We start from the raw sequence: 15,010 nt of genomic DNA, 5'->3' as shown, positions 1-15,010 counted from the left end.
CATTTATACAATGTAAGAGTCATCTGCGCTGCTCCAATTTCCGACTCCAGTTTTGCACCGCTCGAATCACCCGATTGTGCGGTTGCGTTTGGCGTAAAATCAGAAAATCATTTAACCGAGTAGCCGTTACCCTGGGAAAAGTGGAACTGGTTTCTGATTCGATATACTCAAAACTTTCATATTGATAAATAACTAACCCTCGACTTTTGCTATATCGCCAAACTTCTGGGATCTTCAAATCATGATAAATATCCATTCGTTGGGTCGAGGGACTGGTGATGTCGATCTCAATCACTAAATCGGGGAGTAGAATTTTATCCTGTCCAGAGTCTGAATTTTCCGGTTCAGAAAAGTTTAAATAAAATCCACTATCTGGGTCAATGGCTTTAGCGATATCGGCATGTTGTATGGTTCTCGACCCTAAATTGACACCTTTGTGGTTTAATTCTTCACTTAAGGTTTGTACAATGGCAGCTAATAAGCGATTAATCTTTTCATGGACTCTAGAGGGGCTTTTCAGGGAGAGAATGCCTTGACTATAGGCGGTACGAATGGGCTGGCTTTCTCCCATATCCTGAAGCATGGCTTGATAGGTTGACCAACTCATGTGGGATAAGACAATGGTTTGGGTTAATTTCCCCTCAAAATCATCGAGGTAGAGTTCATTTAGCTCATTAGACCGTTTGAAAATCATTTCTATAGATCGCTGCCAGTTGCTTGTGGCTCTATTTTATAGTGATTTTGAGCCATGCTCATAACACTATAAACTGGGGATACCTTTGGCGGCGATCGGCATTCGCCAGCCTGTACCGAAGGCTCTGGAGGTAATTTTTAAGCCGGGAGGGGCTTGGCGGCGCTTAAATTCGGCTCGTTTGACGAGGTGTAAAATTTTATTGATGATGGCCCGATCGTGACCCGCAGCAGCTATGATTTCTGGAGATTGGTGATCGTGAATTAGGCGATGGAGAATATCATCGAGGGTATCATAATCGGGGAGAGAGTCTTGATCGCATTGATCGGGTTTGAGTTCAGCACTGGGGGGTTTAACAATGATATTTTCGGGGATAATTTCTTTACCCGAACGCTGATTAAGCCAACGACAGAGGCTATAAACGCGGGTTTTGGGGACATCGGCGATCGCCGCTAAACCGCCGTCCATGTCTCCATAAAGCGTACAATATCCGACTGCCATCTCCGATTTATTCCCGGTAGATAGGAGCAGATGACCAAATTTATTGGCGATCGCCATCAGCAGATTTCCGCGAATGCGAGATTGGATATTTTCCTCCGCAACCCCCGGTTCTGTGCCCGCAAATAGGGGTTCCAGGGTGCGATCGAACCCGCTCATTAAGTCCCCAATGGCAAGGGTTTGGGTTTGAATACCCAGATTTTGGGCCAATTGCAGAGCATCCTTGACTGAGTGTTCCGAGCTATAGCTCGAAGGCATGAGGACACCCAGAACTTGAGACGCGGCGATCGCTTCTGCGGCGATCGCCGCCACCAAAGCCGAATCAATTCCCCCACTTAACCCCAACACAATTTTACTAAAGCCACACTTGCGAGCATAATCTCGAACCCCTAACACCAAAGCCGACCAAATCTCTAAATTTTCATCTTCAGAAACCTCTGGAGACTCACCGATTAAATCATGCTTTTGAGAATCAAACGTCAGCACTTGAAAATCCGACTCAAATCCCTCTAACTGAGCCACAACTTTTCCCGTCTGATTCACCGCCAAACTATGGCCATCAAAAATCAAATCATCATTTCCCCCAACCTGATTCACATAAACAATCGGCACTTGGTAACGACTGGCACTATAGCTTAACATCGAGCTTCTCAAAGCCGGTTTATTTAAACTATAGGGAGAAGCCGATAAATTAACCACAATATCCACATTTTTGTCCATTAAATCCGCCAAAGGATTAATCGCATAAGACCGTTTGCCCCAAAACTGTTCATCATTCCATAAATCCTCACAAATCGTTACCCCAATTCTCAGATCCACTCCCTCCGTATGTAGGGCTAACACTTGACTTTCATGACCCGGTTCAAAATACCGGTCTTCATCAAACACATCATAGGTAGGGAGCAATCGTTTATGAAATTTAGCTAAAACATCTCCTTGATAGAGCGCAACAATACTATTGAATAACTCTTTTCCTCCCTGTTCGCTCGCTTTTAAGTTCCGAGTGACTGTGCCCACACAAACAATTAAATCATTCGGTATTTTCTGGGCTAAATCTTCAATTAACTGATCCATTTGATCGATAAAGACAGGATAGTTTAACAGATCGCGGGGAGGATAACCACACAGGGATAATTCAGGAGTGAGCAACACTAGAGCGCCCTGAACAGCCGCAATTTCTGCTGACTTCAGGATCATTTGGGCATTATTTTCTAGATCGCCAATGGTGGGATTGAGTTGAGCGATGGCAATTTTCATAGTTTAAGGAATGGGGGAATGAACAACAATCTCAATCTAGCTTCGGGCTATTCTGGCTATCTTGAAAAACCACTATTGATGTATCAAGTGATGATTTGCTGGATGTGCCCTCTCCCTATATCCCTCTCCCACGGGAGAGGGACTTTTTCCCCCTTCTCCTGCGGGAGAAGGGGGCAGGGGGATGAGGGAACAGCTATATAGGTACAAAAAAACTCTGATTGTCACCATGTTATGAAGACAAGAAAATAGGATTTAATTTAAGCAAGTTAATTATTTCTCAGCTTTCTGAATCAAAGAAATCAGCTTGTTTCTCACAAAAACAAATTTACCTTTAACATAATTTTTGCCCAAGGATTTTTCATTCATTTTTCCCAGATCCAGCATTTTTTCCTTACAGCCTTCCCGAATATGGCATAACACCTCTTTGGGCACTCCAGGAAAGCGAGCATATAAATAATCGCTGGCAATTAAGTTTAAGGCTGATGTGCCTAAATGAACAAAATCGCGATAGGGTTCGTCGCTGCCGGGATAATCTGGGGGAATCAGGGGATTATCAATACCAATGACTTGCCCCACAAACCAATCGCGCACCTGGTAAAAATTACAATCGAGGTAAATCATACCCGTGAGCAGTTTGAGGAACTGTCCTAAATGAATCAACCGTTCATCTCCCCAGCGTTCGGGACGATCGACCCGAATCTGTATCCAATCGGTGACTTCTAATTGATCGGCTAATTGTCCTAGCATTTTTGGCTCTAGAAATTCAATCCAAGGTTTGGGTTGTTCATAGCAGCAGTCAGCAGCAATCATTTGTAAAACGGCTTCTCCGAGAAATAACAGGCGATCGCCTGATTCATCGAGAGCTTTGCCCTCCATTAACGCTCGACCTGACTTCAGCACTTGCCAAAGATATTCCTTTTCATTAAACTGATAACGAATTGTCACTTCAATCCGTTCGGCTTGATGGACTTGTCCGGGATTATCGTAGATTTTAGTCATGCGATCGCACTCATCAAATAAACACCATGGGTTTATCTTTTAGTAAATCGAACGCTTGCGCATCAAATCGATAAAGGCTGGCCGGTCTCCCTGCTCCCCGTGAAGCTTTCACCCCTGTATCATATAGAAACCCCAACTTCAGCAACCGAGCGCGGAAGTTAGAATAGTCTGAAAAATTTTCCCCTAACACCGTAGTGTAGAGCTGATACAGGTCATTGAGGGTGAACATCTCCGGTAGGACATCGAAGGCCACGGGACTATATTCCAATTTGTTGCGTAAACGTCTGTAGCCATATTCTAGGATCTGATTATGATCGAATGCTAGGTCTGGCACTTGATGAATGGGATACCAAGCAATGCCACTGACTCCATCGGCAATCAGTTGAGCTTCATCAAAACGCACGAGGGCAAAGTAGCTGACGGAAAGATATCGAACGCCATATTGATCGGGAGACTCTCTGGGGTCGCGTCCAGGGTCGCCAAAGGTATAGAGTTGCTCTAGATAGAGGTTTTGGGCGCGAATTTTCTCAGAAAGGATGCGATAGGCGGCTTGTTCGAGAGATTCGGAGCGACGGACAAGGGTTCCGGGTAAACTCCATTGATTGAGATAGGGGTCTTCATGGCGCATTACCAAGAGGACGAGGAGTCGGTTAAGGGCGCTATCAACGGAAAAGATGACGTTATCTACGCCCACTTTAAAGTCAGCTAATGGCTCTTTGCGAGTTGGTTTGGAATGGCTCTCTGGCATGGTACAACTGCTCCCGATGGATGTAATCCTGGATGGGAGGCGTAATAACTTGGGTCTCCTTTCTTTCACGATACGCTGTTGAGGACACAGGTGGAACATTAAAATCGGCGATCGCCACTTGTCCTCCCAATTCGGTGAGCGCTTGCACTTGCTCTGGCTCGATGGTATAGCCCGATCGCTCTACAATTAGAACTTCAACTTGCTGCAATAAGGTCTTGATTTGATACCACTTGGGCATTTGGGCAATCAGATCGGAACCCACCACCAGGATAAACCGTTCTTCGGGCCAGAGATCGCGGGCGACCTTGACTGATTCTAGCGATCGCGAATACCCCAGTTGCGGATACAAGCCAATATTCGGATATGGGTCTTTGAGATTTTCGATCAACAACTCCAGCATCGCCAGACGGTGATCGAGAGGGGTTTGGTGGTCTTTAAACGGATTGTTTGAGGCCCAAACCGCCACATAATCATACTCTTGACTCAACCATTCGAGAATGGCTCGATGTCCCTGGGTGGGCGGATCGGCGCTAGTTCCAAAAAGGGCAACGGTGTTCATGGGTAATCGGTAATCGGTAATCGGTAATCGGTAATCGGTAATCGGTAATCGGTAATCGGTAATCGGTAGTTCGCCATCCTCCCTATTCCCATCCCTTTCTATTATAGTGCAATACACCATAAAAATGTCAATTTTTTTTTGTAAAACCACCTTCAAACAGCATAAAAACTAAGCTTAAACCTCTTTTCACCCTCTAAAACTACCTAATTTATAGTGTTTAACACCAATATGATCGTTCCCCATTCCCCTACTCCCCCACTCATTATTGCTAAACGCACAGGAACAGTCACCATAGCCATTTCTGGCACTGACGTTATTATACTGATGACTAATAAAATTCAGTGTGAGGAGTAGACCGCTTATGTTTTTAGGGAACATAGCGTTTCAGAGTCAAGTGTTCAGAACTCAATACAGATATACTAAATTTTGGTGGCCGATCGTACCGGTTTTAGCCGTTTCTTCCCTGGTTTATCATCAAGCAGCTTTAGCGAATCGCCCTGACTCGATTGAAAGTCAAGTTTCCCCGGTTGCTCAAACCGCCCCTCAACCTCCACCCATCCCCTCCTCCGATCCCAATCGCGATCGCTTTCCCCAACCCTCTCCCGTAGAACCTCTTCCCGAAACCCTAGAGGACGAACCAGTGTTGTCTCCACCTCCCTTAGAAGAGACTCCCCAACCCCCAGCACCCTCCATGAGTTTTCCAGTAACGCGCATTGAAGTCATGGGGAGTACCTTATTTGATAACACTGAATTCGATCCGATTATTCAACCTTTAGAAGGTAGCACAGTTACCCTAGAAGAACTCAGACAAGCAGCCCAAGCCATTACCCAACTGTATCTCGATCGCGGGTATTTGACTTCCAGAGCCTTACTCGTCGATCAACCCATTACCGATGGGGTTGTGCAAATCCGCATCATTGAGGGCAGTATTGAGCGCATTGAAATTGAAGGCAACCGTCAAACCAACCCCAATTATATTCGCCGTCGGATTGCCCCAGCGACGGATACGCCCTTGAATTCACCTCGGCTAGAAGAAGAATTGCGCTTATTACAAACGAATTCGTTATTCGATCGCGTAGAAGCCAGTTTACGTCCTGGAACTGAAATCGGGCAAAGTGTATTAGTGGTACGAGTGAGCGAAACCAAGCCCTTTGGTGGTGTTGTGTTTTTTGATAACAATTCTCCCCCTAGCGTGGGTTCAGAGCGCTATGGTATGGGTTTGCGGTATCGGAATTTAACGGGATGGGGAGATGAAATCAATCTGTCCTACAGCCGAACCACCACTGGAGGGGCTGATATTTTAGACTTTAACTATCGTATTCCGGTGAATGCCAAAGATGGCACGGTGGCTGTGCGAATTTCGCCTACTTGGAATCAGATTACCGAGTCTCCTTTTGAGGAGTTGGATATTAGCGGCAATTCCCAACTCTATGAAATCAGTTTTCGCCAACCCCTTGCCAGAAGTCTTCAGCAAGAGTTTGCCCTTTCCGTCGGTTTTGCTCATCAACAGGGGCAAACGTTTTTATTTGACGATCCCTTTGGGTTTGGAATTGGCCCGGATGAGGATGGTAATTCCTATACCAGTGTGATTAAGTTCGGTCAAGATTATACCTATCGGGATACCACCGGGGTTTGGTCTCTCAGGTCGCAGTTTAGTCTCGGTACAGGCTTATTCGATGCTACCTCTAACTCTGGCTCCATTCCAGATGGTCATTTTTTCAGTTGGTCAGGACAAGTGCAACGGCTGCAACGCTTTGGCGAACGGCATTTGTTGATTGTTCAAGGCGATTTACAGCTCACCCCCGATAGCTTATTGCCCTCTCAACAGTTTGTTATCGGGGGAGGGCAAAGCTTGCGGGGCTATCGACAAAATGTGCGATCGGGTGATAATGGATTTCGGTTATCTGTTGAAGATCGCATTTCCGTGGTTCGCAATGCTGAAAACGGGACTGTTTTACAGTTAATTCCCTTCATCGATATGGGAGCTGTTTGGAATCACGGAGATAATCCTAACCAATTGCCCCGGCAAAATTTCTTAGCCAGCACCGGACTAGGGCTGATTTGGCAACCCTTCCCCGGTCTGAATTTGCGCCTAGATTACGGCTACCCCATCGTTGACTTAGACAATCGCCGGAATAACCTTCAGGATAACGGATTTCACTTTAGCCTGAGTTATCAGTTTTAACTCATTAAAAATCGGTACAATCAAACCGAAAACACCGTAGGGGCAGGTTCACCCATATCCCCCACTACCCACCCATAACCTTTGTGAACCTGCCCCAATCCCTGTGCGATCATAGTAATGGGCTGGCAAGGTTAAAATTTGTATTGAGGAGAAGATGATGCTTGATATCCAACAAATCCAGACAGACATTAATGAATTGCCGGAAGAAGCGCAAACCTTACTCTTGGATTTTATCAATCTATTAAAAAAGCGCTATTCAACACCAGAAAAACGAGCTATCAATTCAGGTGAAGTCCCGAATCATCAATTGAGTACCTTAGACATTCTCAAAGAATCTGAGTTAATTGGTTGCATCAGTGCAGAACCCAGCCTTTCTACTGATTATAAAGAAGCATAAATATCGTAGGGGCAGGTTTTCCCATATCCCCCATTGCCAACCAATAACTTTTGTAAACCTGCCCCCAACCCCTGGGACATCATAGGGGATACACTCCCAATATGACGATCTTTGACATGGGATTTTGAGTTGCTCTATTCAAAGATAAAGACCAAAATTTCTCGTATTACCATGAATCCAGAGGTATCCTATGAATCACAAATTAGTCCAGTCTTTAGTACAAATCATAACCTCGCTCTCCGATGAAGAGCAGCAATATTTAGAACGTGAAATTAGACGATTTTCTCTAGCCAAACAAATCAAAGATTTAGAAGGTAAAGTCAAAGAATTTGAAGATAAGTACCAGATGCCTTCGGATGTATTTTACCATCGATTTCAATCGGGACACCTTCAAGATTCGAGTGATTTTTTTGAATGGAATACTTATCATGAAATGTTAACTGCTGCACAAGTTGAAGTGTCTTGAGGTTTATGAGTTTAGAGCAATATATTTCTGATATTAAGGCAAAACTATCTGGCAGTCCAATTATGACTGTGACTGAGATTATTGATGAACGAATTCTACTAAATCGGGGCTATTTTCGGGCTAGATTGACCCTAATGAACACTGATTTCTTGGAAATTGCTGAATCATTCACACTTCAAGATAACCAGCTCTTAACCTTAGATTATCGTTACCAATGGATGAATGCATCAAAACAAGTTCTCAGAAAACGCTGGGATAGTGTCAAGCATTTTCCCGATTTACCCAACTTTCCCCATCATATTCATATTGGCTCGGAAACGAATGTTGAACCCGGACAGTCTCGAAATATTTTGGAATTTATAGATTTTATGGAATCTGAGTTGATTTAAAGGGGAGACTATTTACATCCTACTGGACTGTTTCATCTAATTTGGTGCATTAGATTTTGTTTGTAGTGAGGGCTTCAGCCCTCTCTAGCTAGGCTTTTAAGCACTCTTCGTGCTTACTACAAACAAAGCCCTATTGTAGCTGAAACAGTCCACTACGCTAATGCACTTACCAAAACAACCCCCTAAACCCGCCCCCACCCCACCGATAACCCACCAGAAATGATCATATCGACATCGGGTTGGGCGGGTTCACGAAGGTTATTGGTGGGATTTCTAAATGGTTGAAAAACCCGCCCCTACGGATTGATGGGTATACTTACCAAGGACTGCCAATCATGGTAAACGCTGACCAATAGAAGGGATGGGATAAATCTTCCTGAACACCGGTTGCCGAGGGAAGGGGTATATTGCCTTCCGGGGTGATAATTTCTCCATTTTCGGCGCGAATATTGCCTTGAATCATCCCCAGTTGCGCTTGGCGCATGGCTTCGGCTTTAATCGGAGCCGTGGTCAATTGGCGGTAAAATTCGCTCATCAAGCCTAGGGTTCCCGTGTCGCCGACATACCAGAGACTGGCAACGGCTGTTTTGACTCCAGCTTGGACGGCTAATCCCGCAAAGCCCAATTCAGCTTGTTCGTCACCAAAGGCACTGCGACAAGCGGACAGTACCATTAATTCTACGGAGGGACTATCGAGTTGCAGTTGCCGCAATTCATTAAAACCGAGTTTTTCGTCCCATAACTGAATATAGGTATTGTTCAAATCTCCGGGTTGGAAGTCGGCGTGAGTGGCGAGGTGGACGATAGAGAACTGTTCCCGTTGGGAGCGGACGTTATCCAAGGTAAACTCTTCATTGAGCAGCACTCGACCTTGACGCAATTCTTCGGCAATCTGTCTCACTTCAATTCCGGCGGCTGGTAAAGCAGATTGGCTTTGCTCGGCGGAAAACTCGGACGCTCCCATGGCTAAGACGGGGGCAGTTTTGATATCGACATACTCGGTGCTGGTGAGGGACAAGCTGGGAATTAAGCCCACATTGTAGTTTTCCACGAGGAACTGTTGACCATCATGGAGCGCCGCTAAGGGAGTGAGGCGCAACCCCACATCCATGGCAAAGGCAATATTTTCGATACCTTGAGCTTCTAAGTCCGCTTCAATGGGCGCAATCAGCAGTTGATAGAGTTGTTGAGCAGAGGTTAAATAAGCGTTGCTATTGAGTTGATTGGGGTCAGAGACTTGTTGATAGAAGCGGTTGGCTAGTTGCAGTACCTTGGCTCTGGTTGCTCCAGGAACCCGTTTTTGAATCGGTTCCCCCTCTGCTGTCACCATCACCAGTTCCAGTTCATCGCTGTCCCTGGGGATTAAGGTTTTGGCGCTGGCAACACCGGGAATAGTTTGGGGATTAAACAGAGCATAAACGACGGCGGGTTTGACTCCGGTTGCCGCTTGGATACTGGCTAAACTGGCTTGGGCTTCTGCCAAGGTGACAATTGAGCCGCCCTCAATGCCTAATGCTTGGGTGAATTGTTGGCTCAAGGGTTCATCTAAGCCTGCAACCACGGTATCGAGAGTGGTGGTAGTGGTTTCGTTCAGGTTGGGCAAATCAACTTGTAAGTTTTCCGTTTCTATGTCTGTGGTCGTGATATCCCTGGCAACTGTATTTTCATTTTCATTGTTCAAGACAGGTTCGGTAGATTCCGCAGGTTCCGCAGGGGGGGGAGGTGCAGGCGCGGGTGCTGGCGCGGGCGCGGGTGCAGGTGCGGGTGCGGGCGCGGGCGCAGGTGCGGGCGCGGGCGCAGGTGCTGGCGCGGGTGCTGGAACTGGTGCTGGAGTTGGGAGTTCTGGCGTTGGGGGGAGTTCTGGTATTGGGGGTGGTTCTGGTGTTGGAGGTGGTTCTGGTGTTGGCGTTGGCGCTGGTGTGGGTGTTGGTACTGGCGTTGGTTCTACCTCTGGTGGCGTTGGGGTTGGCGTTGGAGTCGGGGTTGGGGTTGATGTCCCTGCCGAGTTTTCGATGGTGATATTGCCTTGGGTAAAAGTGCCTCGGATTTCTTGGGCAGAAAGTTGGTTATCGCTGCCGCCAACAATGTTTCCGGCTGTACCATTGGTGGTGGCATCGCCAATGATGAAGGGAGTCTCTAAACCCGGCCTTCCTTGACGGATGATAATACTGCCATTGTCTGTATCGGCTAGGGCAGAAATGCTGGCTTCTACATTGTTGGTGGTGAATGTTTCCGTGGCACGAAAAACATCTGAAGTGGTGATATCAACAGTGCCGCCAGTTCCTGTTCCCCCTTCAGCTTGAATAGAATCGACTTGAATCGCTTCTTGTGCGTTTAGGGTCACATTCCCAGCATTTAATCCTCTACTATCAATATCTTGAGTAGTAATACTTCCGTTCGTTGAATTTAAAGTAATGCTGCCACCTGTGCCTGAACCAGGTATACCAAAAGGAAAAGCGAAAGCTTCATCCAAAAGAGATTGTGTGAATATTTCACCGGTTACGATATTATCTCTAGCTCTTAAAGTGACATCACCACCTTCACCAGAATCTCCTTGAAATTGTGCTAGTGAGCCTGACAAAATTCGATTATTGATAGTAATACTGCCATTTTCAGCATTAACTTCTATTGGCCCTCCATCACCAACTTGTCCAGAGACACTTTGCGAACCTGCGATTATAGAACCTACAGTGACATTACCATTGGTTGTTTCCAAAATAATGGGGCTACCACCACCGGTATTGCCAGAGGCAGTTGAAGAACTCGCTTCTATACCCCCTATAATATTAATTCCTGTAGCAGCATTCAGATTGACTTCCCCTGCCCTCCCTGCATTTCCAGTGGAAAGAGAATTTGCATTGCTGCCAAATAGACGAATTACACTTGCGTTAGTGAAAATACCAACCATACGAATTGCACCTGCTGTGCTGGTAACTCTAACATCTCCACCATTGCCAGTGTTACCCAAACTACTAAAAGAAGGAGTGTCTATTGAATCAATGAAAATATCGTCTCTAGCTCTTAAGGTGACATCACCACCTTGACCGGCATCTGCTGCTGAATTCGCATTTACTCCTTGTGCCGCTGATGACCTTGACTGGATTTGATCGAGAATGAAAATACTCCCATTTGGAGCATTAACTTCTACTGAACCTCCATCACCAGTTTGTCCAAATAGAGTGATCGAACTGGTGAATATAGAATTTAGCGTAACATTGCCATCATTAGAAGTGAGAGTTACAGAGCCACTACTGCCAGCATTTTCTCCAGGATTAGGCTCAAAAATAGATGAAGCTATACCTTGATTAATATTAATGTCACCATTGGCTTCAATATCAATACTTCCTGATGCTAAAGTTCCAAGTCCAATAAAATTCCCGCTTCCATCTTGCGAGGATGTCACAATACCCTGCATAGTAACAAGACCACCACTGCGAATCTCAACCTTTCCAGATTCTAAAGCGCTTGTCCCTATACGACCTACTTCAATATTTCCGTTGGTTGTTGTCAAGAGAACATCACCACCACTTAAGGCAGCAGAACCTCCTGTAGTGATGCCTGGAACGTTAATGTTATCTCTGGCTTCAAGGGTAATGTTACCGCCTCTACCATTAGCTCCGCTAGAGAATGACGAGAAATCACCAACAGAATTAATACTGCCTTGGCTAGTAATTTCAATATTACCTCCACCTGGATTTCCTTCTGTCAGTATATTGGCTATATTAACATCACCAGTTGCCTCTACAATTACACGCCCTCCCTGACCTGAAGAATTACTGGTATCAATATTTTCTACTTGAATAGTTCCAGGGCTGGTAGCTGGACTTCCTAAAGTAAAAGTCGCTCCTCCTTCAGTTAAACTTGAAGTCAAATTGGGAGGAGCATTATCTAAAGACGTTTTCCCCGCTTGCAGAATTAAGGCTCTTTCCGTGGTTAATAATGTAAAATGAGGGTCAGTTGCCGGAATAGAAGCAGGCGTATCCGGCCCGGTAATCGTAATATCTCCCCCAGTAATACTTCCCGTCGCTTCAACCTTGAGCGCTACTCCACTATAATCCCCAAACGTCACATCACCATCAGCGCTAATAATGGGGTCAAAGAAACTGACAAACGTTCCCGGTTGTCCTTCGGTGGTGAGCATCTGGAAATTGCCCCCAGAGGCATAGTGAGCATCCCCAGAAATCAAACCATCGCTCATTAAGGTTAAGTTGCCACCACTTTGAAAGGGCGTTTCGGGATGATTGAGCGCCAAAATATCAATTAATTGATTGCCCTGAATAGTCAAATCTCCGCCAGCATGGGCGATAAAAGGATTAGCAATACTATCGCGAATTTGCACCGCATTTCCGGCGGCTAACGTTAAATTATTTCCCGTTTCTAACCGACTTTCCACTAACGTTAAATTCCGATGAGCCGCCAGAGTCGCATTTCCCGCGCTCACGTCTCTCGCCACAATATCGCCATTTTCCACACTAAAGCCCGAACCGGCTAAATACAGTTGACCATTTTCAACTGTGACTCCCGTGGCTAACCCTTCGGCAACCCCCCCTCCCGTCAACAAACCGGGTAGCGTGGTAATGGGAACATTAGACGGATTAATCCCACTCTCAGCCGATAGGGGTTGAAACTCCAGGCTTAACAGGTTTCCCGCTTGGGACAGACGAACCAAACTTTCCCCAGGAACTGCCGCGACGGTGAGATTCCCGTCCGGCGCAGATAACGTCCCCGGACTCAGTACATTCCCCCCTAACAAGGTTAAATCTGCTCCACTCTCAACCGCCAATGTGCCTAAATTAACAATACTGCCGGGTTGAGGGGTAATAAAAGCAAAGCTGGTGGGATTGCCCAAGAGGGCGCTATAGTTATTCTCACCTGTGGCATTAAACCAAGCATTGTCACCAAAACCGATCGCATTAGCCGTAGAAGCGTTAAAGGATGCGGGAACATTCAAAGAAGCATTCGGCCCGAAGACCATTCCGGCTGGATTCATTAAATATAGATTGGGAGAACCCCCTGTGACTTGAATCAAGCCATCAATAAACGATGGACTCCCCCCAACTATGCGACCTAAAATATTGTGAAGATTGGGGTTGGCTAAAAAGTTGGCAATTTGATTTTGGTTGAGTCCAAATTGCTCGAAGCTGTGGAATAGGTTTGCCCCATCTGTGCTGAGTTGTCCCCCCTGAATGTTGAATTGGTTGCCTTGGGGCGTGATTTGGGTTCCCGTACCGTCGGCTGCGGGGATGATGGGTTGGGCGAGGCTTGATAGGGGAGAAAGGCTGACGAGGACGGTGGATAGGAAGGCAACGGGTTTAGATACAGACATGGGACAACTCCTGAATGGGCAAAAGGGATAGGGAATGGGGGATGCCCTCTCCCTAAATCCCTCTCCCACGGGAGAGGGACTTAACTGGCTTGGGATTTAATATAACTAAAAAACTGCTCTGAGTTGAGTAGGAAGCAGTTAAGTCTTGATTAAATTGTGACCCGTGTGACCATTTTTAGGGAATTGGGGGGGTTGTGGGGGCGGTGGGGATGGCCTGTTCGATGTTGGCGCTTTAGCGCTTTAGCTAACCGGTGCGTTACGCTGTCGCTAACGCACCCTACTGGACCGGCAAGCTTAAAATAGTGGGCAACGCGATCGCTGTAATCAAATTGAGTTGTGATTTGTAGTACATAGTTTACCCCAAATTTTAAGCTTGCCAGCCTACTACTACTGGATTGTTTCAGGGCGATCGCCCCAACCGTCATAAAATAGATCGTTAATCCTACTTAACTGCTCCGTGACCCAGCAACCCCACGACCAATTTGCCAAGCAATACCTAAAGGAACTACTCGAACCTTTGGGAGAGGTCAAAATCAGTGAAGAAATTCCAGGGGAAAGCCTGCACATTGATCTCATTTTCGATCCCTCTCCAGAACCGCCAAGCGATCCACCGACGTTGGGTTTACTGGCTCAACTCGCTTCGACTCCCTGCTTGTTAGAACCCTATCGCAATTGTCCCAGCAATCCAGAAATTCGCAACTGTATCCTTAAGCTCTTCCATGTTCACGCCGAGCTACAACGTCAGGCAAAACGGGAAAAACGTACCCTGAAGGAAGAGCAATTGCCTCGACTTTGGATTTTAACCCCCACGGCATCCCAAAGACTCTTGAAAGAGTTAGGTGCTAAGGAAGATACTGAGTTTGAATATACGGGCGTGTATCGACTACCACAGATTAACCAAACCGGGATTATTGCCATCAATCAACTGCCAGAAATACCAGAAACTCTATGGTTGAGGATGTTGGGAAAAGGAGGAACACAGAAAAGAGCCATTGAGCAAGTGCTGGAGCTACCGAGAGAAGATCCTCAACGGCGCAATATTCTACAGTTAGTGGGGATATGGCGAATTAATGTTGCCAGTAAAATAGAGTTAGACACAGAAGAGAGGGAGTTGATTATGGAATTATCACCAGCTTATCTAAAATGGCGAGAAGATACTATTCAACAAGGGATTGAACGGGGACAGCGTTTAATGGTTGAAGCACTGTTAAGAACTCGGTTTGGTGAATTAGATGAGGCAATGTTGGGTATAGTTGACTCTTTATTGGTGTTATCTCCGGATCAGTGTATGCCGTTGTGTTTGCAGTTATCTCGTGAGGAGTTGTTGGCGCGATTTGGCGATCGCCCTAGCGATGGGTAGCATTATCGCCCTAGCAATGCGTAGTGGGGGAGGGCGGGTTTACTTGCAATAGTTGTCAGTCTACAAGATTTGGGTATAACCCGCCCCTACAGATCAAGATTGGTTGGGTTTCACTGCCATTCAACCCAACCTACA

11 protein-coding genes are annotated in these 15,010 nt (G+C 46.1%); 5 read left to right on the top strand and 6 right to left on the bottom strand.

Going from position 1 to position 15,010, the window contains the following annotated elements:
- Positions 1-19 precede the first annotated feature (19 nt).
- The 5 genes from PJF56_RS15245 to PJF56_RS15225 form a co-directional block, all read right to left on the bottom strand.
- Entirely contained in the window at positions 20-694 is a 675-nt protein-coding gene (locus tag PJF56_RS15245; RefSeq protein ID WP_283763544.1) for a Uma2 family endonuclease, read from the bottom strand.
- A 66-nt stretch (positions 695-760) separates the two neighbouring features.
- Positions 761-2,446, bottom strand: coding sequence for an NAD+ synthase (locus PJF56_RS15240; protein ID WP_283763543.1), 1,686 nt, complete (start codon positions 2,444-2,446; stop codon positions 761-763).
- A 270-nt stretch (positions 2,447-2,716) separates the two neighbouring features.
- Positions 2,717-3,445 carry a ribonuclease III domain-containing protein gene (locus PJF56_RS15235; RefSeq protein ID WP_283763542.1) on the bottom strand — a complete coding sequence of 243 codons (729 nt, stop codon included), beginning with the start codon at positions 3,443-3,445 and terminating at the stop codon, positions 2,717-2,719.
- A 13-nt stretch (positions 3,446-3,458) separates the two neighbouring features.
- Entirely contained in the window at positions 3,459-4,193 is a 735-nt protein-coding gene (locus tag PJF56_RS15230; protein WP_283763541.1) for an NUDIX hydrolase, read from the bottom strand.
- Entirely contained in the window at positions 4,147-4,872 is a 726-nt protein-coding gene (locus tag PJF56_RS15225; protein WP_283763540.1) for a nicotinate-nucleotide adenylyltransferase, read from the bottom strand. The genes PJF56_RS15230 and PJF56_RS15225 overlap by 47 nt, the downstream gene beginning before the upstream one ends.
- Before the next feature lie 241 nt (positions 4,873-5,113).
- Between PJF56_RS15225 and PJF56_RS15220 the strand changes: the two genes are divergently transcribed.
- The 4 genes from PJF56_RS15220 to PJF56_RS15205 all read left to right on the top strand — a co-directional run bounded on the left by PJF56_RS15220 (position 5,114) and on the right by PJF56_RS15205 (position 8,189).
- Positions 5,114-6,937, top strand: a complete 1,824-nt coding sequence (locus PJF56_RS15220) for a ShlB/FhaC/HecB family hemolysin secretion/activation protein (protein ID WP_283763539.1) — start codon at positions 5,114-5,116, stop codon at positions 6,935-6,937.
- A gap of 157 nt (positions 6,938-7,094) precedes the next feature.
- A complete protein-coding gene (locus PJF56_RS15215) occupies positions 7,095-7,334 on the top strand; it encodes a hypothetical protein (RefSeq protein ID WP_283763538.1) in 240 nt (79 codons plus the stop codon).
- Between the two features lie 190 nt (positions 7,335-7,524).
- A complete protein-coding gene (locus PJF56_RS15210; protein ID WP_283763537.1) occupies positions 7,525-7,800 on the top strand; it encodes a hypothetical protein in 276 nt (91 codons plus the stop codon).
- A 5-nt stretch (positions 7,801-7,805) separates the two neighbouring features.
- The gene (locus PJF56_RS15205; RefSeq protein ID WP_283763536.1) at positions 7,806-8,189 is read left to right on the top strand and encodes a toxin-antitoxin system TumE family protein; all 384 of its coding nucleotides are present in this window, start codon (positions 7,806-7,808) and stop codon (positions 8,187-8,189) included.
- A 316-nt stretch (positions 8,190-8,505) separates the two neighbouring features.
- Here the strand turns inward: PJF56_RS15205 and PJF56_RS15200 are convergent, their stop codons facing one another.
- Positions 8,506-13,515, bottom strand: a complete 5,010-nt coding sequence (locus PJF56_RS15200) for a CHAT domain-containing protein (protein WP_283763535.1) — start codon at positions 13,513-13,515, stop codon at positions 8,506-8,508.
- Between the two features lie 457 nt (positions 13,516-13,972).
- Between PJF56_RS15200 and PJF56_RS15195 the strand changes: the two genes are divergently transcribed.
- On the top strand, positions 13,973-14,875 hold the full coding sequence (locus PJF56_RS15195) for a hypothetical protein (protein ID WP_283763534.1): 903 nt from the start codon (positions 13,973-13,975) through the stop codon (positions 14,873-14,875).
- Positions 14,876-15,010 lie beyond the last annotated feature (135 nt).

The sequence above is a fragment of the Roseofilum halophilum BLCC-M91 genome (genome assembly GCF_030068445.1).
Classification (GTDB): Bacteria; Cyanobacteriota; Cyanobacteriia; order Cyanobacteriales; family Desertifilaceae; genus Roseofilum; species Roseofilum halophilum.
Note: the sequence above shows the minus strand (reverse complement) of the source record. Positions and strands in the feature narration are given on the sequence as shown.

Coding starts and splice junctions, on each gene's coding strand:
- PJF56_RS15245 (WP_283763544.1), bottom strand. CDS start 694: ATGATTTTCAAACGGTCTAATGAGCTAAATGAACTCTACCTCGATGAT.
- PJF56_RS15240 (WP_283763543.1), bottom strand. CDS start 2,446: ATGAAAATTGCCATCGCTCAACTCAATCCCACCATTGGCGATCTAGAA.
- PJF56_RS15235 (WP_283763542.1), bottom strand. CDS start 3,445: ATGACTAAAATCTACGATAATCCCGGACAAGTCCATCAAGCCGAACGG.
- PJF56_RS15230 (WP_283763541.1), bottom strand. CDS start 4,193: ATGCCAGAGAGCCATTCCAAACCAACTCGCAAAGAGCCATTAGCTGAC.
- PJF56_RS15225 (WP_283763540.1), bottom strand. CDS start 4,872: ATGGTGTATTGCACTATAATAGAAAGGGATGGGAATAGGGAGGATGGC.
- PJF56_RS15220 (WP_283763539.1), top strand. CDS start 5,114: ATGTTTTTAGGGAACATAGCGTTTCAGAGTCAAGTGTTCAGAACTCAA.
- PJF56_RS15215 (WP_283763538.1), top strand. CDS start 7,095: ATGCTTGATATCCAACAAATCCAGACAGACATTAATGAATTGCCGGAA.
- PJF56_RS15210 (WP_283763537.1), top strand. CDS start 7,525: ATGAATCACAAATTAGTCCAGTCTTTAGTACAAATCATAACCTCGCTC.
- PJF56_RS15205 (WP_283763536.1), top strand. CDS start 7,806: ATGAGTTTAGAGCAATATATTTCTGATATTAAGGCAAAACTATCTGGC.
- PJF56_RS15200 (WP_283763535.1), bottom strand. CDS start 13,515: ATGTCTGTATCTAAACCCGTTGCCTTCCTATCCACCGTCCTCGTCAGC.